19 protein-coding genes and 1 riboswitch are annotated in these 21300 nt (G+C 43.5%); of the genes, 1 reads left to right on the top strand and 18 read right to left on the bottom strand.

Features of this window, described 5'->3' with window-relative positions; all coding sequences use genetic code 11:
• Positions 1–363 precede the first annotated feature (363 nt).
• The 7 genes from OCU77_RS10230 to punC form a co-directional block, all read right to left on the bottom strand.
• Positions 364–708 (bottom strand): hypothetical protein, encoded by a 345-nt coding sequence (locus OCU77_RS10230; protein ID WP_048898504.1) that lies wholly within the window; start codon positions 706–708, stop codon positions 364–366.
• 76 nt (positions 709–784) lie between these two features.
• Positions 785–3925, bottom strand: a complete 3141-nt coding sequence (locus tag OCU77_RS10225) for an EAL domain-containing protein (RefSeq protein WP_048898505.1) — start codon at positions 3923–3925, stop codon at positions 785–787.
• 351 nt (positions 3926–4276) lie between these two features.
• Entirely contained in the window at positions 4277–4945 is a 669-nt protein-coding gene (gene artM / locus OCU77_RS10220) for an arginine ABC transporter permease ArtM (protein ID WP_048898506.1), read from the bottom strand.
• Entirely contained in the window at positions 4942–5637 is a 696-nt protein-coding gene (gene artQ / locus OCU77_RS10215) for an arginine ABC transporter permease ArtQ (RefSeq protein ID WP_048898507.1), read from the bottom strand. The genes artM and artQ overlap by 4 nt, the downstream gene beginning before the upstream one ends.
• Before the next feature lie 11 nt (positions 5638–5648).
• A complete protein-coding gene (locus OCU77_RS10210) occupies positions 5649–6392 on the bottom strand; it encodes an arginine ABC transporter substrate-binding protein (RefSeq protein WP_107302483.1) in 744 nt (247 codons plus the stop codon).
• Positions 6393–6523: 131 nt separating this feature from the next.
• On the bottom strand, positions 6524–7252 hold the full coding sequence (artP, locus tag OCU77_RS10205; protein WP_048898508.1) for an arginine ABC transporter ATP-binding protein ArtP: 729 nt from the start codon (positions 7250–7252) through the stop codon (positions 6524–6526).
• A 394-nt stretch (positions 7253–7646) separates the two neighbouring features.
• Positions 7647–8855, bottom strand: a complete 1209-nt coding sequence (gene punC, locus OCU77_RS10200) for a purine nucleoside transporter PunC (protein ID WP_048898509.1) — start codon at positions 8853–8855, stop codon at positions 7647–7649.
• A 106-nt stretch (positions 8856–8961) separates the two neighbouring features.
• On the opposite strand from punC, the gene punR reads away from it, so the two are divergent.
• Positions 8962–9864 (top strand): DNA-binding transcriptional activator PunR, encoded by a 903-nt coding sequence (punR, locus tag OCU77_RS10195; protein WP_107302482.1) that lies wholly within the window; start codon positions 8962–8964, stop codon positions 9862–9864.
• Positions 9865–9929: 65 nt separating this feature from the next.
• Here punR and OCU77_RS10190 read toward each other — a convergent pair whose 3' ends face one another.
• From OCU77_RS10190 to purR, 11 genes are all read right to left on the bottom strand, one after another.
• Complete coding sequence (locus OCU77_RS10190; protein ID WP_048898510.1) at positions 9930–10328, bottom strand: VOC family protein; 399 nt, start codon at positions 10326–10328, stop codon at positions 9930–9932.
• Positions 10321–10761, bottom strand: coding sequence for a MarR family winged helix-turn-helix transcriptional regulator (locus tag OCU77_RS10185; RefSeq protein WP_239685938.1), 441 nt, complete (start codon positions 10759–10761; stop codon positions 10321–10323). The genes OCU77_RS10190 and OCU77_RS10185 overlap by 8 nt, the downstream gene beginning before the upstream one ends.
• Before the next feature lie 148 nt (positions 10762–10909).
• Positions 10910–11515 (bottom strand): CDP-alcohol phosphatidyltransferase family protein, encoded by a 606-nt coding sequence (locus OCU77_RS10180; RefSeq protein ID WP_107302481.1) that lies wholly within the window; start codon positions 11513–11515, stop codon positions 10910–10912.
• The gene (locus tag OCU77_RS10175) at positions 11508–12173 is read right to left on the bottom strand and encodes an ATP-binding cassette domain-containing protein (RefSeq protein WP_048898511.1); all 666 of its coding nucleotides are present in this window, start codon (positions 12171–12173) and stop codon (positions 11508–11510) included. The genes OCU77_RS10180 and OCU77_RS10175 overlap by 8 nt, the downstream gene beginning before the upstream one ends.
• Entirely contained in the window at positions 12139–13851 is a 1713-nt protein-coding gene (locus OCU77_RS10170) for an ABC transporter permease (RefSeq protein ID WP_048898606.1), read from the bottom strand. The genes OCU77_RS10175 and OCU77_RS10170 overlap by 35 nt, the downstream gene beginning before the upstream one ends.
• Positions 13852–13960: 109 nt before the next feature.
• Positions 13961–15109: an ABC transporter substrate-binding protein gene (locus OCU77_RS10165; RefSeq protein ID WP_371701319.1), complete on the bottom strand. Its 1149-nt coding sequence runs from the start codon at positions 15107–15109 to the stop codon at positions 13961–13963.
• Positions 15110–15174: 65 nt separating this feature from the next.
• A complete protein-coding gene (gene lpdA, locus OCU77_RS10160) occupies positions 15175–17415 on the bottom strand; it encodes a dihydrolipoyl dehydrogenase (RefSeq protein ID WP_048898513.1) in 2241 nt (746 codons plus the stop codon).
• A 10-nt stretch (positions 17416–17425) separates the two neighbouring features.
• Entirely contained in the window at positions 17426–18052 is a 627-nt protein-coding gene (locus OCU77_RS10155) for a carboxymuconolactone decarboxylase family protein (protein WP_048898514.1), read from the bottom strand.
• A gap of 143 nt (positions 18053–18195) precedes the next feature.
• Entirely contained in the window at positions 18196–18588 is a 393-nt protein-coding gene (locus OCU77_RS10150; RefSeq protein WP_239685939.1) for a hypothetical protein, read from the bottom strand.
• A 321-nt stretch (positions 18589–18909) separates the two neighbouring features.
• The gene (locus OCU77_RS10145; RefSeq protein ID WP_048898515.1) at positions 18910–19500 is read right to left on the bottom strand and encodes a TfoX/Sxy family DNA transformation protein; all 591 of its coding nucleotides are present in this window, start codon (positions 19498–19500) and stop codon (positions 18910–18912) included.
• 126 nt (positions 19501–19626) lie between these two features.
• Positions 19627–19731: riboswitch (cyclic di-GMP riboswitch) on the bottom strand.
• 277 nt (positions 19732–20008) lie between these two features.
• On the bottom strand, positions 20009–21013 hold the full coding sequence (gene purR, locus OCU77_RS10140; protein WP_107302480.1) for an HTH-type transcriptional repressor PurR: 1005 nt from the start codon (positions 21011–21013) through the stop codon (positions 20009–20011).
• Between the last annotated feature and the right edge of the window lie 287 nt (positions 21014–21300).

Here is a 21300-nt window from a genome sequence, read left to right as displayed (position 1 = left end):
AATTTATCTTAATTGTAACAAGTGCAACAAATATGAATCATCAATGAATATAAAAAACATGGTTTTATTGTTTTTTTCTTTAATATTTTTTTCAACTATTTTTATCTGAGCATTTTATAAGTTTAAAAGCGGGCTTAAATAGATTACTTAATGAACAAACGTGATCTGTGAATAAAAATAAACATGGATTCATTAAGCAGGAAAATGCTTTTTATAACGCAACGAAAACGATTGCGTGGTGTGGGCGACAAATAACGGTGAGTGAAGGATTAGAGGGTTATAATCAGCTTTAAACTAGAAATACAAAAAAACCACGTGATACGTGGCTTTTTATATAGGAGATAATAAGCGGTAGCTTGTACGCTAACTCCGCTTTTTTAAATGAAGATCTTTACGAAGTTGCTGAATATAAGCAATACGATTGGTATTCACTGGTGTAGGTTGAACGCGTAGTTGCTCAATCGCTTGGGCTTCATTCTGAGTGACGCAGCGACCGTTTACACGGTAATGATCTTCTTTGGTTTCTATTGAGGATCGCGTGAACGCATCTTCTTGAGATTTGGCCAGCGCTTCTCGCGCAATACTCTGGCTTGTTGCGTCTGCAACAGTTTGTTGTTGACGAAAAGCAGCGCGGTTAGAAGAGGGGGCTGCTGTGCCTTTTTGGTCACGCTGCTTAATAAAGTCATCTAAATAATCGCTAAAGCTCATAGGTATTCCAGAATGCCTGTTAATCGTTGACACTTTTATCTTAATCGTTTTTTAGCCCAACCTCTAGGTTATCTCGCTAACTAATGGCGCTATCTTCCTCTTGCGGTACATTTAAGCAGGTACGTTCAAAATCGGCGAGCGGCATCGGCTTGCCAAAATAGAAGCCTTGGAACTCTTCCACGCCGATTGTTTCTAAGAATTTCACTTGATCGATGTTTTCGACGCCCTCGGCGACAACATCGATATTTAGGTTATGAGCCAGTTCAATAATTGAGCGTGTAATCGTGATGCTATCTTTATTCATTGGAAGCTCTTTGACAAATTCACGATCGACTTTGAGGATATGGATAGGGAAGCGACTGAGGTAAGCAAGCGATGAGTAGCCTGTACCAAAATCATCAATCGCAATGCGTACCCCTAATGCTTGTAACTTCACTAATTTATCAAAGGCTGCACGCACGTCTGACATGACAACGCTTTCTGTTATTTCGATCTCTAGATAGTGAGGATCGCAGCCTGACTCCGTAATGGCTTTGTGCATAGTGTCAACAATATTAGAGTTGAGTAGTTGTCGAGCAGAGATATTCAATGCGTAATTGAAGTAATACCCCTGAGCTTGCCATTTCTGCAGTTGAATACAAGATTCATAAATTAATTGCTCGCCCACATCAATAATAAGGCCAGAGCTCTCAAGAATTGGGATCACTTCATTAGGTGGCTGGATTTTCCCTGCATCATCAGTCCACCTCAATAGCGCCTCTATACCACATAGCTGGTGAGTGCCTGCCGAGACTTTTGGTTGATAAAATAAGGTGTAGCGTGATGTCCCCAGCGTTCGACGCAACTCTCCTTCTAAGCTCAGTAGCTTATTGCTATCAACTGCCATCTGTTGAGTGAAGAATTTAGCTTGGTTACGACCATCGTGTTTTGCCCGAGAAAGCGCAATGTCAGCACTTTTCACCAGTGCATCGTGACTCTTAGCATCTTCAGGGTACATCGCAATACCAATACTGGCGCTTAACCAGAGTTCTTGGCTATTAATTGAAATTAAGCTGCTTATTATGGTGAGTAAACGACTTGCGAGTTGGGTAACGTTTTCAGGCGTAACGTGCGATTTCATTAAAATTGAAAACTCATCACCATCAAGCCTTGCCAGAATGTCGTTATCACGCAGTGCGCTGCGAATGCGTTTGGCTACAATGATTAAGACCTGATCGCTTAAGTCATAACCCAGTGAGTCATTGACTTGTTTAAACAGATCTAAATCGATATTTAGCAGTGCGAGTGGTTCATCTGTTATTTTTGCTTGCTGTTCTGCTGTCTCAAGTTGTTGATAGAAGAGTGTTCTATTGGGCAGGCTTGTTAGCGCATCATAATGAGCAAGTTTATGGAGTTGGCTTTCAAACAGTACGCGCTCGGTAATATCTTTACCTGTGGAAATATAGTGGCTGATCTTTCCACGTTCATTGCGTATAGGAGAAATGGTCTTTTCTTCATAGAAGGTGTTTTCACCTTGTTCACGAGAAACGATACGGTGAACTGTTTGCCCTGTTTTCAACTGATTTTGAATGTTTCGCACATCATGCAAAGATCCAAGTGCGCTCTTAAGTAAAGCTTCTGATTGTGAACCAACGAGTTCTTTTGCACGCTGACCCGACAACTCCTCAAACGAGTGGTTAACATATTCAATAATGCCGCGGCAGTCCGTAATTAGAACGGTATCATTACTTTGTTCTAGTGCACGCGAAAGACTCTTGAGTTTTAACTCGCGATTTACCCAAGATGTTACATCTCGAATCGTCAATAAAATCTCTTTACTATTACTGTACTGTGTTTCAACACCAACGATTTCTAAATGCTGTTTACGCGTGGCTGATAGCTTTATTTGTGATTTCACTGGGACTAGGCTGCCCAGTTCCGCGGATTGTTTAATGTTTTCGATAAGGTTGGTGATTTGTCGACGGGCCCTTACACCTAGTGCTAGCTGGTTAAAAGGTTGTCCAATAACATCGTCACTTATGACTTGGAAAATTTGCGCTGCGGCTGGGTTCATTTTTGTAATACGTTGCTCTAAATCTAGTGTGATCAATCCATTAGGCGTGTTTCTCACGAGGGTTTCGTATTGATGTGCAAGATCTTCAGAACGTTGCTTTAATTCGGTTTCTTGTTGTAGACGGCGTGATAAATGCCAAGCCATGACTAAACAGCCTGATAACAGGGCAACAATTAATGCGCCTGATAAAGCAAACTTGATGATTCTGTCGGGTGTAAACGAAATGGCCGTAACGGCATCATTAAGGTTGATTTTAGAGATGATAGTCCAAGGTAAATCCGTACCGCCAAAAGGCAGGGTATATAACTCTTTTGCTTTTGATGTTTCATCTGAAAATAAGCGCGAATAGGTATAGAGGTAGCCGTCAAGGGTTACTTGCCCATGTTGATGTTTCAGAATGCTGTCCCAAACCGCGGGATACTGTGAGTTAAAATCTTTTCCTTCAGTAACATTGTCCATAAATAGCCATGAGCTCGCCTCATTAGGCCCCAGTAACCAATTACCGTTGCCATTAACAAGCCAGCGTTCACTATTTTTCCATGTATATTCTTTCTTTAAATGAGAAAGGTATGTCACCCCCAAGTAGTTGAGTGAAACTAGCCAATCGTTACCATTAATTGATATGCGGGTAATGAAGCGTAGCGTTGGCTTCTTTGGGTACTCAATACTGCCGTTTTCAATATTCAAATCGAACTGTGAGGTATAGAGGCTATCGGGTGGGGAGCGAAGTGCTTTTTGTACGTATGGACGAGCACTTTTATCTTGGAGCTTATTCTCCGGTAGTGCAATAGCATCTCCATTATGGTTATTAACCCGAATAACTTCTTGCCCGTTGCTATCTAGGAGGCGTACTTGATCATAAAAATCGCGTGTGTTGATGATACGTTTAAAGTCTTCGGTGAGAATATGCCTATCGTCAGCGGAAAGGGTACTGCTGATATCAAGTGCCTTCACTTTAAGTGCTAACAGCTGCAAATCACTGACAATTGGACTGAAGTGCAATTGTGTCATTTGCATTGAAGATTGCTGTCTGCCTAACTCTCTGTCTTTAATTCCTTGCTCGAGCTGTTGTATATCCTCGTTATAGATATACAAAGTGATCGTCGTTGTGATAATGAGTAAGGGCAGTAAAAGTGCTAAAAAGCGTAAAAAGGCTGCTTTCATATGTCGTCCATGAAAATGATAAAGCTATATTGATTATAGGCATAAAGTGATATTGGTTTCATATTGTTCGGCATTGATATGTGTTTTTGTGACCTTGGTTTTTATTGTTATCCCAAATGTGCATACCAACGAGAAAAGAGGAGGGGAGGAACGGCAAATATCTCACTGATAAAATGAAATTTATCAGTAAAAATAGGGGATTATGACTTTAAGATGACATTTTTATTATAGGAGAAATACAGTTTTAAGCTGTTGTATGAGAGGTTGAGTTAAAACTCTAAATGAAGCAGCAAGCACCACAGGTGTGATGCTTGGCTTAAAGCGCTAAAAGTAATGGTTTTGGCTATAAAATTAAGCGGTCTCAAAAGCGAGCGCGTGCTTTTCTACTCGGCGGAAAATAAGCGTTAGTACGCCATTTACGGTTAAATAAAATGCCCCAGCTAAACCAAACACAGTCAAGGTGTCATAAGTTTGGGCATTAATACGCTGCGCATATCCCATCAAATCCATGATAGTGATAGTGCTTGCTAATGATGTGCCTTTAAACACCAAGATAACTTCGTTTGAATAAGCCGGAATAGCTCGGCGGATTGCATAGGGTAAAAGTACACCCAGCGTGGCGATTATATCCATTCCTAAGGCTTTGCATGCCTCCCACTGCCCATGTGGAATGGCTTTAAAGGCGCCATGAAACAGCTGTGTACTATAAGCTGCCGTATTTAAAGCTAAGGCCAACATGGCGCAAAACCAAGGTTGGCTTAACCAGTTCCATGCCACGCTTTCTCGGATAGCATCAAATTGGCCTGGACCGTAATAGATCAAAAATATCTGTACTAATAACGGTGTGCCAGTGAACAAGGTAATGATGCCACGGCTTATCCAATGCGCAATTGGTGCTCTTGTTATTAAGGTGATTGTCATGAGTAGTGCCAGTAGACAACCCACGACTAAAGAAACACCAGTTAGTTCTAAGCTGGTTACTAATCCATCCGCGAGTTGCCACATGTGTTGTTCATTCATGCTTTAACTCCTTGTGAAAAGCCTTGTGCAGTAAATTTATGATCTAACTGTTTAACAGCTCGTTGTGTAATTAACGTGATAATGAGGTAAATAGCTGCAGCGGCCGCGTACCAAGTAAAACTTTCGTGTGTTGCGGCAGAAGTTAATTGCGCTTGTTTCAGCAGATCAGTCACGCCGATCAAAGAAACCAGAGCTGTATCTTTAAGTAACACGAGCCATTGGTTGGTCAAGCCAGGCAAGGCATGGCGTACCGCCTGTGGTAACACTATCCTAAGAAAGCCATGAAGAGGATGCATACCTAACGCACGGTAGGCCTCTCGTTGTCCTACAGGCACCGCTTTTAATGCTCCCCGCAAGGTTTGTGAAGCGTAAGCGGCAAAAATAAGCGATAAGGCAATAACCCCAGATATAAAAGGACTCACTTCAATATACTGATCTGTAAGCAGAAATAAGACCTGGGTCGAGCCAAAAAAGATAAACAAGACTACTAACAATTCAGGCAAGCCGCGCAATACCGTAACCAAGGCCGTTGTTGGCCAAGCGATAAAGCGGTGGCGAGACATTTCGCCACCTGCAAACATGACTGCTAATACCAAGCCGACGAGTACGCTAACCAATGACAGTTTTATGGTTACCCAACCTGCCGAAAGCAGGGCTGCGCTATATCCCGAGAGAAATTCAGGTACTAACATATCAACACCTATTACTTCGCGAAGTATTTATCGAAAATGACTTGGTATTGGCCATTACTTTTTACTGTTTTCAACGCTTTATTTAGTTGATCTACCAAGGCTTGGTTATCTTTATTAACGGCAATACCAAACCCATTACCGAAGTATTTCGCGTTGGTAACTGGTTGACCAACAAACGCTAGTTTTTCATTTTTCTCAAACCATTCAGCGACGACGGCGGTGTCGCCAAATACTGAATCAATACGGCCATTTTGCATGTCGATGAAAGCATCTTGGTAACTTGCGTAAGGTACAGCTGTCACGCTAGGCATTTGATCTATCAGATAGCTTTGGTGCGTAGAGCCATTTTGAACCCCAATACGTTTATCCGTTAACGCTGCTTGGTCAGCAATTTTTCCTTCTATTGCCACAAATGCTGCGGCGTTGTCGTAATACGCATCGGTGAAATTAACTTGCTGCTGACGCTGTTCAGTAATATCAATGCCTGAAATCGCTGCATCGTAACGACGGAATTTTAGTGCCGGGATAAGACTGTCGAAAGGTTGGTTGTGAAAACTACACTTAGCGTCAATTTCCTTGCAAAGTGCGTTAGCTAAATCAACATCAAAGCCTTGGATTTCATTATTGGCATCTACGTATTCGAAAGGTGCATAGGTGGCTTCCATAACGAATTTAATTTCTTGCTGTGCTGCTGCTTGTGCAGAAGCTAAGCCCAGACCTAAGCCAATAAGAGAGGCAAGTACAATCTTTTTCATGGTAAAACTCCGTGTGTTAAGCGTAGACCTGCCCTTATTGAATAAACTGGCAGGCTTATTTTTGTATTTATGATTCGTTATTCACTCGTTGAAATAACGAATGACGGTATTTGTGTGTTTATTGTTTCGGACTAATGCGCGAGATACTCTGCAAATTTTTGTGTTTCCGGTGCACTAAAAGCCTGAGATGTGCCATGCTCAATTATTTTTCCTTGCTCAAGGTAAAGGACATGGCTTGCGACTTTTTTCGCAAAGTCGACTTCATGGGTAACAATCACTTGTGTAATACCAGTTTGGCTTAATGTTTTGATGATATTGACCACTTGATTGGTGATCTCTGGGTCCAATGCAGCTGTTGGTTCATCAAACAATAGTACGTCAGGTTTCATCATCAGCGCTCGGGCGATAGCGACACGTTGTTGTTGTCCTCCAGACAGCTGCAGTGGCCAAGTATCAGCTTTATCAGCGAGTTGCAACATGGTGAGGATCTCTAGTGCTTGATGCTTCGCATCTTCTTTCGCTAATTTAGCAACTTTGATTGGGGCTTCTATCAGGTTCTGCATGACCGTCATATGGGGCCATAAATTATACTGCTGAAAAACCATACCCACTTTTTTACGTAGTGCTGAACTGGCTTGCTCATCAATGGTATTTGTAAAGTTGAAAGCGCAGTTTGCTACTGTCATTTCACCGTTTGTTGCAGTTTCCAGTAAATTCAGTACACGCAATAATGAGCTTTTCCCTGCACCACTTGGACCCAGTAACACGAGCGTGTCACCTGCATCACAACTGAAACTGACATCATGCAATACTTGCGTATTTCCGTAATGTTTATTGATTTTGCTTGCTTGAATACTCATGCTTAAATACTGAATTAATCATCACATGCTATTTATACTACTCATGTGGAATTCTTATGCAAGAAAAATGTATAAAAAATCTATTTTGTTGCATTTTTGTTTGTTTTTTGTGCTTTTTTAAGGTGAAGGTGCTGAATCTGGAGTGGGGCAGAATTGCAATGGGGGAAGTAAAGCAATGAAAACAGTCAAGAGTGGACGGCGATCGTTGCAACGGCCTTATTTCACATGTTTAGTGAATAAGCTATTTGCACTAATGGATAAGAGTTGCTGCGAGCCGAGATCGCTAACTATGAGGAGCTAGTGTTGGGGAAGGGGGTTAATATGCAGATGGTGATTAGAAAAAAGAAAGGCCACCCGTAGGCAGCCTTATGGATTGTTATGCGGCTAGATTACTTTATGCTGTTTGCTCGTTAAGTACATTTTGTCGACGAGCTTGGACAACCAGCGCGTAGCCAACAATGGAAAGGAAACCAGCAACGAACATTGCCGTTGTTACGGTTAATAGACCATACATCGCAAACGCTGACACAATACCGCTTGCTGCGAAGCAGATCATTGTTTGTAGGAAGTTCAAGAGACCTGCTGCTGTTGCGCTACAGTTTTTGAAGTCTTCCAACGCTTGGCTAACAACGATTGGGTAAATTGCACCATTTGCGACAGCTAGGAAGCAGAATGGAATCAGAATTGGCCAGATTGTTGTTGGCTCTGTGTTAGTCGAGATTAAGAACATCACTAATACGCTAGCAAAGAACAGTTTAATCAACCAAGGTAGAATTTGTTTGCCTTCAAAGCGAGCGAGCAGAGCGCGACAACCGTAGCCACCAATGATGAAGCCCACTGTTTGTGGTGCGTAGCTTAAACCGATATCTGCGCCAGAGTAGCCCATCGCTGACATCACGAATGGTGAACCTGTTAGGTAAGCGAAAAACGCAGCAGAACAAGCGGCAAAGATAACCATGTTACCAATGAATTTTTTTGAACCTAGAATTTGTTGATAATCACGCTTAAGTTGAACAAATACTTTCTCTTGTTTTTTATCAACAGGAGCACTTTCTGTTTCTTTTAGCGTCATAACTGCCAATACTGCACCAAAAGCAACCAGTGCAATAAAGATACTACGCCAGCCTAGTTGGTGTTCTAGTAGTGCACCTGCAAGTGGTGCAAGTGCTGGAGATAGCGCAACTAACGGCATGATGGTCGCAAAAACACGCTCAGAGACCTTACCTTCGTAACGGTCAACAACGACTGCTTGCCAGATAACGGTTGCACTACATGCACCAAGTGCTTGTAGAAAGCGAGTAAATAATAAGATCTCTACATTTGGCGCCATCGCACAAAAGGCAGAGGCAATACTGAATAGCGTCATGCCGCCAAGCAGAACTTTAATACGACCAACACGATCAGATAGTGGTCCGTAAACCAGTTGACCCAATGCCATACCTAAAAGGAAAACACTTAAAGTTAAACCAATAAGTGATTGAGAAGTATCAAAATCAGTACGGATTACTTCAAAAGCGGGTAGGTACATATCTGTTGCAAGGAAACCTAGCATACTTAAGCAAGCAAACCACACTAAAGTAAGTTTGGAAGGTTGTTTATTCATGTTTATTGACCGTATTTCATTATTGTATGGTCGCTATGATAGTTCTGGCAGTTATCGCTGTGAAACGTTAATATTTCACCATTGCTTTCAAAAAAATTGATTTGATATGTTTTCGTACAATGATCTGCAAGTTATTGATGTTGTAGCGCGTAGAGGCAGCTTTTCTGCCGCTGCGGAAGAAATGCACAAAGTACCAAGTGCTATTAGTTACACAGTTCGGTTAATAGAAGAGCGATTAGCTGTCGAATTATTTGTCAGGTTACACCGTAAGGTCGAACTTACTCCTGCAGGACATTATTTTGTTGAACAAGCGAGGGATCTGCTAAAGCAGATGGATAGCATTCGTTTGCAAACACAACGCGTAGCCAATGGCTGGTCGCAGAGTGTGTCAGTTGCGTTGGATACTGTGGTCCGCGAAAGTAGGGTAAACACTTTGGTTCGTGACTTTTACAAAGCTTTCCCTGATGTTGAGCTTCACCTAACGATGGAAGTGTTTAACGGTGTTTGGGATGCTTTAGCGGATGGGCGCGCTGACATTGCTATTGGTGCAACCGCAGCGATTCCCGTCGGTGGGAATTTCGATTATAGAGACATGGGTATATTGACGTGGAAGTTTGTGGTTGCGCCAAATCACCCGCTTGTCAATGTGCCAGGCCCCTTAGGGGATAAGGTGTTGGCGCAATACCCTGCAGTATGTCTGGAAGATACTGCGCGAACCTTGCCTAAGCGCACAACGTGGCTGGTGGATAATCAGCGACGGATCATGGTACCTAACTGGCACAGTGCTTTGCAGTGCATTAAGTCTGGGCTTGGTATTTCAGTTGTACCGACCCATATGGCCATTCCACGAATAGCGCAGGGCGAACTAGTGGAGTGTCAGTTGGAAAAAAAACCATTTGATAGCCCATGTTGTTTGGCATGGAATAAGGAAAGTAAAAATCCTGCTGTCGATTGGCTCTTACAATATTTAGGCGATAGCGAACAATTGCATCGTGAATGGATGCGATAGCCCTTTTAAAATGAAGGTAGCCCTAGGATGAGCTACCTATTCCATTATCCTGCGTTTTCTTAATCTTAGCGGTTATAGCGGATCACAGACATAACGCCACCTTGCGGATCACGGAAAGACGCAATGCGTCCAATTCGTTCGATATCCATTGGTGGTAATAAAACTTCAGCGCCATTCTCTGTAGCCTTAGCCAGTGTATCTTCAATACTATCAACCGTTACATAGGCTTGCCAAAAACTTGGAACACCACGTTTTTCAAGTTGTTCGGGCATAGTTAATAAACCTGCAAAAGGTTGTGAGCTGTTCTCATTCATCACTAGGGCGTAGCGTGAGTTATTACGACCAGGCACTTCGCGCAATGTCCAACCAAGTACTTTATTGTAAAAGGCCATTGAGTTGTCAAAGTCGTTTGTCATGAGTTCACACCAGCTAAATAGGCCGTGATCTTCGAATGGCTTATCCATTATTTTCTCCTGTTAAATTTTGCACAAACCTGAGCAATAAGTTGTGCATTTGTTGTTGTTCAGACTCATTAAACCCTGTAAGTGCTTGTCCGAGTACACCAAAAGCGATGTGTTTTGCCTCTTCGGTAAGCTGTTTACCCATCGGGGTGATATCAACACCGTAGCTACGACCATCATTGCTAATCGTCACTTTATGTATGAGCTCTCTCTTTTCTAACCCTTTGATTAAACTTGTAATAGAGCCTCTATTCTTCATCAGTTTTTTCGCGAGGGCGAGCGGTGTAAGCGGAGATTCATTCATCAAAGTCATCAAAAAAATCCACTGTTCACGTGTCAATTCGCAACCATTGCGCATAAATTGATTTTCTAATTCATTGGTCAACATTCGTGATGATAAGCCAATCAAGCCGCCGATGGTTTCTGTAGGGTTCATAGAATAAACATTTAATTTGAATTTAAACTATTTTAAGCTAAAAATAACTCAAGGATCAAGTTCGGTGTCGTATCTTTTTACTTGGTGTGGAGGGCGGGGTAAATGAAGTGGTTGGCGTACCCAAAGAGTACGCCAATTTGTATTACTCTTATTTTAATGTTTGGTAGCCTGCCCAAATTCGTGTGATTGTGGTTATCCAACAAAGCGTGCCAAAGATCCAAGCGATTAAGGCAAAGTGGTGCGGCAGTAAGCAAAATAGAACAAAGCAGCCTATGGTTTCAGTCCCTTCGGTTAACCCACCGATATAATACAAGGACTTCTGTTTATATACTGGGCTTTCAATATTGCGTTTACTGGCCATGATGGCAAAGGCGAGAAAACTCGATCCCGTGCCTATAAACGAGAAAATTAAAAAAGCCCCTGCGACGGCATTTGCTTCTGGGTTAGCAATAACAAAACCAAACGGGACCATAGAGTAGAACAGGAAGTCGAGGGTGATATCGAGAAACCCTCCGCAGTCAGTAATCCCTTGGCGGCGCGCAATTGCTCCGTCTAACCCATCAAAAAGTCGGTTAATAATGATGAAGCACAATGCCCATGTATATTGTTGCAAGGCTAAGGCGGGCAATGCGCATAGACCAATGAAAAAACCCGTTACCGTGACTTGATTAGCGGTTATTCCAAGCTTATCGGGTAACGCTGATAGGGTTTTAAGAGGCCAGCGAATAATCTTAATAGCGTATTGATCAAGCATTGGTAGCTCCTTGCGTCCAAGGCCAGTTCAATACCACACCGTTGGTTGGAATGTCGGTGTTGTCATGGCTAACCATAACTGCAGGGATGTTACTGTGCTTAATTTGATTAAAGACAAAGGTGCGGAAGGTTTCTCGCAAGGCCTTATCGAGTTTACTGAAGGGCTCATCAAGCAATAAGGCATGTGGTTCCGAAAGAAGCGTACGCATTAAGCTGATACGTGCACGTTGCCCACCTGAAATTTCTGAAGGCATTTTTTCTGCAAGTTCCGTTAATTCTATTTCTGCTAGTGTCGCATAAGCTCTGGCTCTGCGCGCAGGGTGTCTTATCTCTCTTGGTAAGCCAAAAGCGAGGTTTTCCCAGACGTTAAGGTGTGGAAACAATAAATCATCTTGAAAAAGAATACCGACACGACGCTCGTTTGGTTCTAACATCAGAATGCTGTTGCCGTGTAATGTCACTTCGCCAGATAACGAGAAGGCTGGGGTTAAGTGACCCGCAATTGCACTGAGCAGTGTGGACTTTCCACAGCCGCTAGGTCCCATGATGGTCAGAACTTCCCCGTTGTCAACGTTGAAGTTTAGGGCGTCGATTAACACTTGAGGTTCCGTTGATACCGACGTGTTACTTATAGTTAGGTTTACCACAGATAAACTCATCCGTGCTTGTACTCCGTTGCTTGTTTAAGCGTGGTTGAATACCACTATGGTGGCTAGCAATAAGGGCTAGCGAAAAGAAGATGAAAGGCAATAGCCCTTGCAAAATACCGTATATCGCGCTGACACGGCGATCTTGGCCGCTGGCAAGTGCAACGGCTTCCGTGGTGATGGTGGTAACTCGGCCTGCCCCTAGCATTTGAGTGGGCAGGTACTGGGTGAGACTTACGCTCAAACCAATTGCAATCGCAATCCAAATACTAGGTTGAAGCAGTACGCGTTTTACTTTCCACCATGCTTGCCAATGCGTTAAACCAAGGCTACGTGCAGATTGGTATAAGCGAGCATCAAAGCTACGCCATGGGCCATCAAGCGCTAAATACAGATAGGGAAAAACAAAGAGTATATGGCTCCAGCTCACCCACAGCCAATAATGCTGCCCCGAAATGAAGTGCGTAGTGACTTGCAAGCCAAAAAGTAGCGACAGTTGAGGGATCACCATAGGTATCGCGATAAGCCAGAAGGGAATCGCACGCTGATATTTGTCCCTATACTCTAAGCAGCCAATGGTCAGTATAAGGGCGAGAGTAGTGCTGAAAAGTGCCAAGGCGAAGCTGCTGGAGGCTAATTCCCACAGAGTCGGTAATTCTTGTTGCCAGAAGCGCTCACTCAAGCGAGTTGGCACTATGTCAGGAAAGCGCCAACGTTGTGCAAAGGACCAGATCACCAGCAAGGGTATAATACACATTGGCAGAATGACCAGTGGTAAGTAGCCATGCTCTCCCCAGAATTGACGTTTTTTAGCGCCTTGGATTTGCCAACTGCGCCAATAGTTGAGTGTTAACCATTCAAATAGACGCGCTGTTGCTAAGGTTAAAAAGGCTATTAGCAATAAGCACAGGGCGCCAGCAGCAGCCCGTGGCAATAAGCTGAGGTCAGCTTCATTAAACCATTGCCACACTAAGACTGAAAAGGTGGGTGGACGTGTTGGACCTATAATGAGCGCTACATCAACAACCGATAATCCAAATGCTAATACTGCATAAAAGGGTAGGCGCATTTTAGGCAGCCACTGCGGAAGAATAACTTTTAGCCACACATCAGCACGGTTATACCCTAGCCCTGAAGCCGATGCGTAGAGGCGATCGACATGCAGTTGTTTTAAGATCGACGTGCTCATTAAAATCAAAAAAGGCGTCTCTTTGATAGTTAGCGCCATAATAAGGCCAATACCGTAGGGATCTTGAATTAATGAAGCGGTATTGTGGGTAGAAAGCCCTAAGCCCTCCAGTACACGATATATCCAACCTGTAGGAGAGAAAAGAAACGCAAAGCCAATAGCAAACGCAACGTGCGGCATCGCCAGCATTGGTGACAACATGCGTTCGATTTTTTGCCAATGCGGCTTATGCCAGTTAGCTTGAAGGATGAAGAAGGTAAGTGCTAACGCAATAATGCTACTGGTTATCCCAGTGAAAAGAGACAGCAGCATTGATTGAAATACACCAGGCCAGGAAAGTACGTGATGAAACCCACTAAGATTAAAAGCCGTCAATGCTTCAATTTGATGTGTGGTCATTAAAGGAAGCCAAGAAAAGGCGGGGAGTAAAATACCTGCCATGCCCGGAAGTAGGGGCAAAATGCACACGAGAATGGCGCTTATAAACAATAGGTGGATCAACATCAGGTCTAACTGTCCATTACTTGTGGTGCTGCGCTTATGGAGAAAATACTTCCACCATAAGCGCGGTAGTGAGTGTGGTCTTATCGTTATAAATAATCAAAGAAAATCAATGGCCGTAACGTTTTTGCCATTCTTGCTCTAAGGCGATTTGCCAGCTTGGGTGTGGTTCTGAAATAGGTTTAAACAATGCGAAACCACGTTCACCAGCAGGTAATGCAGCTTCTTTGAGTACGGATGGATCGCCCCAAATACGGGTATCAGCTTTGCGCATTTGTGCTTCTGGGCTAAGTAAGAAGTTAATCGCTACTTTTGCGCCAGCTTTAGCCGATGAATTCCATGGGATAGCAAGGAAGTGGATATTAGAGAGCGCGCCTTGATCAAATGAATATGCTTGCGCAGTGTCAGGGAGTTTGCCATTTTCAATGGCGGCATTGGCTGCATTAGGGTTAAACGTAATCGCCATCAACAATTGACGATCGTCTAATAGTTGAATGGTTTGTGGGCTCCCTGATGGGAACTGTTTGCCTTGCTTCCAAGCGACAGGGTGAAGCTGATCTAAGTACGCCCATAAAGGGGCTGTAGTGTTTTGAAATACATCCGCTTGTTTAGTTGTATCTATTGGGGCTGATAAACGTTCTGGGTTATCAGTTAATGCAATCAATGCTGCTTTTAAGAAGCTAGAACCATGGAACTCTGGCGGTTGAGGGTAGCTAAATTGGCCAGGGTAGGCTTTCGCTAGGCTCAACAACTCAGGAAAATTCTTTGGTGGGTTATTTAATTGCTTGGTGTCATGAATATACACCAGTTGACCGACGCCCCAGGGTGCTTCTAGCCCTTCAGTCGGCTCGGTGAAATCTACATCTACGGGTAAGCGTTTATCGACGTACTCCCAGTTTGGCAGTGATGAAACAAAGGGGCCATATAGCAGTTCATTTTGTTTCATAGAGCGGAAGTTTTCGCCATTGATCCAGACTAAATCTACGCTTCCATTTTGATTTTTATCAGCCGTCTTTTCTGCTAATAAGCGTTGCGTAGTTTCTGCAATATCAGCAACTTTAACATGCTTTAGCGTAACGCTATAACGTGATTGAAGTTCGCGAGCAGCCCAACGAAGATATTCGTTGATCTCTTGGCTGCCGCCCCATGCATTAAAGTAGACCGTTTCACCTTTTGCCTGCTCAACAATTTGTAGCCAATCTTGGTTGCTTGGTGCCGAATGTGTTTCGGCGTAAGCCGTGCTCGCTCCTACAGCCATAGCTAGCGCGGCGAGTAATGTTGTTGCGCCTGAAGATAGGCGCTTGAATGATGATGAGCGATGCATTACATATCCTTATTTTCTTTAAGTGGCTCGGCTGCTTGGTTTGTGGATGCCGGTTTAGTCACCGTTTGGTCTACGACAGACTGTTTTTTACCTTGGCGCATCCATGCATGGTACTTTTCAACCCATGTTAACAGCATTTTGGGAGCGTTAGCTTGCTTCCACTGTCCAGCTGCGTATTTTGTGGCTTCGCTCATGGTTGGGTAGGGGTGGACTGTGCCTAATATCTTGTTTAATCCCAAGTTATGGCGCATTGCTAAAGTAAACTCGGCTAACATTTCGCCTGCGTTACTCCCGACGATAGTTGCACCTAAGATGGTATCTTTGCCTTTAGGGGTAATGACTTTGATAAAGCCGTAATCTTCCCCATCAGTAATAGCCCTATCTAAATCATCAATACCGTAAGTAATAACTTGGTATTGAAGACCTTGTGCTTTGGCTTCTTTTTCATTAATCCCCACACGAGCAAGCTCAGGCGATGTGTAGGTGGCAGCAGGCAGTACTGAGTAATCAGCTTTGAATTTTTTAAATTGCCCAAATAACCCATTCACAGCGGCATACCATGCCTGATGCGCAGCAGCGTGAGTTAGTTGAAAAGGCCCTGCAACGTCGCCAACAGCAAAAATATTGCGGTATTTGGTTTGCAGGTAGTCGTTCACTTCTACTGTGCCGCGCTCGTTGGTGGTGATGCCGAGTTCTTCTAAGCCAAAACCCTGTACGTTAGCAACACGTCCTAGTGCAAGCATGACATAGTCAAAGTCAGTGGTAACAGTTTGCCCTTGATGCTCAAGGTAAGCGCGCTGGATACGGGAACCGTCACTTTGTTCGATGGACTCGAAGCGTAGGGCTTTGTGGTTAAGTTTGACCTCAACACCGTCGCTTTGTAATTTGCTATGGACGAGCTCTGCGGCATCAGCATCTTCGCGGATAAGTAGTTGGTCAACCATTTCGACCAAGGTTACGTGACTACCAAGCCGTTGGAAGCTTTGTGCGAGTTCACAGCCAATCGGGCCGCCCCCCAGTACCAGAAGTCTCTTAGGTTGTTCTTTTAGCTGCCAAATAGTGTCAGAGGTCAGGTAGCTAACATCTTGAAGTCCGGGAATATTAGGAACTAGTGGGCGAGCACCTGTCGCAATCACTATGTTGCGGGTAGTCATACGCTCACCGTTTACTTCAACTTCCCATGGCGACAAAATACGCGCTTCACCAGAGACACAATTCACACCTAGCGACGAATATCGCTCAACAGAATCGTGAGGTTCAATTTTATCGATGACTGTATGAACGCGCGCCATGACCTGCTCAAAATTGACGCTTACACCACCAGTGGTAATACCGAATTCCTTCGCTCGGGTAATTTCCGACATGGCATGTGCCGCGCGGATAACAGCCTTAGAGGGCACACAGCCTGTATTTAAGCAATCACCACCCATCTTATGGCGCTCAATTAAGGTCACTTTTGCTTTTACTGCAGCTGCAATATAGGCGCTGACTAAGCCACCTGCACCCGCCCCAATGACGACCATGTTTTGATCGAATTTTTCAGGCGGTGTCCAGTCAGCATATACGCGGCGCTGCTCGATAAGGCCCATGACAAATTTTGCGACCAGTGGAAAAATCCCTAATAGCGCGAGAGAAATAAGCACGGGAGCTGAAATGATGCCACCGAGCGATTCGATTTCACCAAGTTGTGTACCTGCGTTGATATACACAGCAGTACCGGCCAGCATCCCGATTTGGCTGACTAAGTAAAAGAGTTTGGTTGATAGTGGCGTTAACCCCATTAATAGGTTCACCAGAAAGAATGGGAACACTGGGATTAATCTGAGTGTGAATAGATAAAAAGCACCGTCTTTTTTAATGCCAGCATTGATAGGCGCAAGACGATGGCCGAATTTCGCCTGTACCCAGTCGCGAAGAATATAGCGGCTAAATAGGAAAGCGAGTGTTGCACCAATAGTACTTGCGAACGAGACTAGGATTAGACTCCACCAAAAACCAAATAATGCCGCGCCAAGTAGCGTCATAATTGCAGCACCGGGTAAGGAGAGTGCTGTTACAACGATATAAATAGCAAAGTACACTAAACTCGCAAAGAAGGGACGTGCAGCTATCGTGTCTTGCAGCGCGACTTGTTGTGCCTTTGCTTGCTCTAAGGTGAAGTACTGACCCAAGTCGAACAGGAACCAACTTCCAATAAGCGCGGCAATGACGGTAATGAGCAGTAGTTTCTTTCTATCCATGAGATAACTCCTACGATTTACTCTGTGGTGGTTCTTGCTGCTGAGCCGATGAGGTGTCTGGTTCATCGGCAGTAGCGGTGCTTTTAAGTGCTGATGTTGTCGGCACAGAGCAAAACCCTTGTGCAGGTACATCAAGCGCGGTATTAAATTTGGCAGATAGGTTTTGGAAGGCGATCAGGGCAGTAAGTTCTACTAGGCTATCTTCGTTAAACCATTGCTGTAGATCAGATAGCATGTCTTCTGTGACTTTTTGCCCTGTAATGGTCATCGCTTCAACATAATGCAGCACTGCGATTTCTTCGTCAGTGAATAGGGCGCTGTTTTGTTGCCATTGAGAAAGGGCTTTGATCTTTTCAACAGAATCGCAACGCTCGGCTAGACGCATTCCGTTAGCATCGACGCAAAATTCACAATCGTTTAGTTGTGAAACGCGGACACAAACCAAAGATCGTGTAACCGGTGAAAGTGGTGAATGGCGGCGATCTAGGTAGCCAAAAAATCCAGCGACCAACCAAAAGAGTGGCGGGCGGCGTCCCCAAAGTAAAGACGGGTTGAGTTCTGCGCCGAAATTACGTTTTTGTAGCCAAAGTAATGGGCGGACAAAGATTGAATATTTGTTTTTTTTCGCGAGGCGCACTGCGTCGTTTCCTTATGAACACATGATATAGCACCAATGCTATACCAAGGTAATAAAGGAGACCCAACCAAGGGCGCAAATATTTCAATTAATTAGGAAAAAATTGAAAATCGTGATTAATTGCGCGTATTTTGAACGAACGGCTAATTAATGGCGACTTCAACAGCACGGCTACGTTCTTGCTGCACAACGCGGTTATCGGGGATTTCTGAAAAAGCGATATAGGCTGATGCCAGAATTGGTAGGCAAGCCAGTACCAGCGTTTTGCCGATATGGTAATTACGGTACCAATATTTACGTGCCCGGATTTTTAGTAATCCTCCCCAAATGACTAGAATGACATTAAAGCCACCGACTAGGGTAAATATGTCGATAAGCACATCAAGGGGAGCGAGTTGCTGAGAAACAAGTAGCATTACAAAGGCAGGGGGGAGTAGGCTAAGAATAACAAAGGCGCGGAGGAGTTTCGGCCATTTGCAAAATTTATCCTTAAATATGTGGTCTGCTTGCCCAGGAAAAGGCTTTGAACAGAGCATACTGGCCTCACTTTTTAGCAATCTCAAAGACCGCAAGTTAGTTATGGTCGCTATAGTGACGACATATTATTGACGTCGATTTAACTGCAACAGTTACCATAAGTAGTTGAAAACAAAAAATTGACGGTTTTCACACCGCCAGCAGCGGTTATTTTACTTATTTAGGGGGGGATTAAAAGTTAACTGATGCTTTTGTGAACAGTATTTGTGAGTAGAGTCAATCTTTGACGTAATCCTGACATTGGGTGGGCTAAAGCAACAAAAAACGAGGCATCAGCCTCGTTCTTATTGTAGCAAAAGTGTCGTTGTTCACCCGACTCCCTAGGGTAACAAACCTAACAATTCACCACGTCTGGTTTCACTGATTACAGACCAGTGTCTGCCGCTGATCGCGCCTTCTAAAGCCCAAAGCAACTCAATGTTGAGATTATTATCATGCGTATCGAGTAATGCTTTGTATGCGTCGATAGCGCCGACCTCAACAAGCTTCTCGACAGTATCAATACCCACTTTTTTTAGCATGCGCTCATTGGCTAATCGTAAATTTGGCAAATCTTTAATGCGAGATGGGCCAATTTTGCTTTTTGTTTCTTTGTCGTTCTTCGCACCTTCTAGTGAGCCTTGTGCGTATTCAATAATCATTTCTGGTGTATTCCACCAGATATCAGGAATAGCAAAATGTTTAGTTACTACGGGAAAACCGCGTTTCTCGTAAACATAAGGTGATAGATTGGCTTCTTTAAATACTTCAATGTTTTTTGCATTAGCGCGGAGGTGTAATTTGTTTTTTACCACCAGAGCAAACATTGTTTCGCCTGCAAAAATGCCAAAACCGCCAAACATTGATCGTGATTTAACACTGCCAAAACAATCGAATAATTTTAGGGTGTCTTTAAGTATTGGTTTATCCATGCGACTTCTCGGTGAAATAAATCTTGGGAGTCACCTAACATATAAGCGAGGAGTTTAGGTTAGCAAAGCACACTTAATGTATGTCAAAAGCATGTCAAACCCAAAAGCAGGTTTTGCGTTAAATCCATCGGTAACCCCGCTACCTTGAAAGTGTTAATGTTTATCGAATAACACTCTGTTAGGCCGGAAGCTTTGCGTCCCACTTTTTCAAATGGTTTGCCCTGTTCGTGACGTAATAAGCATATCGTAAATAGCAGAAAAGCGTTTACCCTGGGCTGGGTGAAATGTGATATTGCTTCAATTATTACTGTTCTGTGGAGAGAGAATATTCAGGAATGAAATGAATATCTTAGCAAATGAAAGATATTTATTTGAAATTCAAAAGTAATATTATTGTTACATATTAAATATTTATGTAAAAAAGGAAGATTTAACCGCATGTTAACGCAAAAAAAAGCCGACGGTTAGATACCGTCGGCTATTCAATTTTTATGCGTAAAGCGAATAATTAATTCAGTTTATGAACGGATTTACGCACTACTAATTCAGGCGACATTTCGAAAATGCGGTTTTCGTGTTTTTTGTCTTTCACACGCTCCATTAAGATTTCAATCGCAGTTTTGCCTAAACGGCGTTTAGGCTGGTGGATTGTTGTTAATGGAGGCGAGAAGAAAGGCGCGAGTTCGATATTATCGTAACCAATAATCGAGATATCTTCAGGAACACGAATTCCATGTTGAACAAAAGTACTGATCATCGCCATTGCCATAATGTCATTAAAACAGAATATAGCAGTCGGACGTTCTTTCATTGCGATGAACTGTTCTGCGGCTTTAACGGCCGTTTCACATTCGAAGTCACCTTCGATGACCCAATCTTCATTCACTGATAGATTTGCTTCGTCCATGGCCTTTTGGAAGCCTTTTAGACGCTCACGACAGGTTGACTTCTCATTGTGTCCAGATAGGCAACCGATTTTGGTATGGCCATTCTCAATAAAGTGTTTGATAGCAACATAGCCACCAATTGCTGCGTTATCTTGGATTTTATCCGTGTGTGGGCTTTCTGGACCCCAGTCCATCACTACCATAGGTAGATCGTTTTGACGCTCTAGCAAATCTAACAGACGTTGATCGAGGTCTGAACACATCACCATTAAGCCATCAACGCGCTTTTCTGCTAGCATGCGTAGGTAATCGCGCTGCTTAGAAAGGTTACCTTCTGTGTTACACAGAATGAGGGTATAGCCTTCTTTGTAGCAGTATTCTTCAACACCATGTACAACTTCGGCGAAGAAGGGGTTGGTTGATTTAGTCACCAACATACCAATAGTGCGCGTAGTGTTACATTTCAGGCTGCGAGCAACAGCACTTGGGGCGTAGTTAAGTTCATCAACAGCCGTTAACACTTTCTTTTGCGTTGCTTCTGCGACGAAGCGTGTTTTATTTATCACGTGAGAGACTGTTGTTGTTGAAACACCAGCCATACGTGCAACATCTTTAATCGTTGCCATATTTATTCTTCTAATAATTGGAATAAAGAGGATCTTTCTAAGCCAAGCACTGTGCTTACTCTTGCATATTGAGTGCTACGTGCTGCTTGAGACCTTGTATAAACGTTAAAAGCCGCTTCTCAGATGAGCGGCTTTTATGGATTCGGTAGCGTTACATTGTTAATCGCTTGCGTTCACATTTTACTGAGTGTAGCGCACAGTGCAACGTTTCTGTCTCTCAAGATGGCAATACTTGATAAACATCAACATAAACAATGTAAACTGAGTAAAATTTGATGCATCAGTAT

It is taken from the genome of Photobacterium swingsii, assembly GCF_024346715.1.
Taxonomy (GTDB): Bacteria; Pseudomonadota; Gammaproteobacteria; order Enterobacterales; family Vibrionaceae; genus Photobacterium; species Photobacterium swingsii.
The sequence above is the reverse complement of the archived record's forward strand: the minus strand, read 5'-3'. Positions and strand labels throughout refer to the sequence as shown.

Coding starts and splice junctions, on each gene's coding strand:
- OCU77_RS10225 (WP_048898505.1), bottom strand. CDS start 3,925: ATGAAAGCAGCCTTTTTACGCTTTTTAGCACTTTTACTGCCCTTACTC.
- OCU77_RS10230 (WP_048898504.1), bottom strand. CDS start 708: ATGAGCTTTAGCGATTATTTAGATGACTTTATTAAGCAGCGTGACCAA.
- OCU77_RS10175 (WP_048898511.1), bottom strand. CDS start 12,173: ATGAGTTTATCTGTGGTAAACCTAACTATAAGTAACACGTCGGTATCA.
- OCU77_RS10190 (WP_048898510.1), bottom strand. CDS start 10,328: ATGGATAAGCCATTCGAAGATCACGGCCTATTTAGCTGGTGTGAACTC.
- punC (WP_048898509.1), bottom strand. CDS start 8,855: ATGAATAAACAACCTTCCAAACTTACTTTAGTGTGGTTTGCTTGCTTA.
- artM (WP_048898506.1), bottom strand. CDS start 4,945: ATGAATGAACAACACATGTGGCAACTCGCGGATGGATTAGTAACCAGC.
- lpdA (WP_048898513.1), bottom strand. CDS start 17,415: ATGGATAGAAAGAAACTACTGCTCATTACCGTCATTGCCGCGCTTATT.
- OCU77_RS10185 (WP_239685938.1), bottom strand. CDS start 10,761: ATGAACCCTACAGAAACCATCGGCGGCTTGATTGGCTTATCATCACGA.
- punR (WP_107302482.1), top strand. CDS start 8,962: ATGTTTTCGTACAATGATCTGCAAGTTATTGATGTTGTAGCGCGTAGA.
- OCU77_RS10165 (WP_371701319.1), bottom strand. CDS start 15,109: ATGGCTGTAGGAGCGAGCACGGCTTACGCCGAAACACATTCGGCACCA.
- OCU77_RS10180 (WP_107302481.1), bottom strand. CDS start 11,515: ATGCTTGATCAATACGCTATTAAGATTATTCGCTGGCCTCTTAAAACC.
- OCU77_RS10210 (WP_107302483.1), bottom strand. CDS start 6,392: ATGAAAAAGATTGTACTTGCCTCTCTTATTGGCTTAGGTCTGGGCTTA.
- OCU77_RS10150 (WP_239685939.1), bottom strand. CDS start 18,588: ATGCTCTGTTCAAAGCCTTTTCCTGGGCAAGCAGACCACATATTTAAG.
- purR (WP_107302480.1), bottom strand. CDS start 21,013: ATGGCAACGATTAAAGATGTTGCACGTATGGCTGGTGTTTCAACAACA.
- OCU77_RS10145 (WP_048898515.1), bottom strand. CDS start 19,500: ATGGATAAACCAATACTTAAAGACACCCTAAAATTATTCGATTGTTTT.
- artP (WP_048898508.1), bottom strand. CDS start 7,252: ATGAGTATTCAAGCAAGCAAAATCAATAAACATTACGGAAATACGCAA.
- artQ (WP_048898507.1), bottom strand. CDS start 5,637: ATGTTAGTACCTGAATTTCTCTCGGGATATAGCGCAGCCCTGCTTTCG.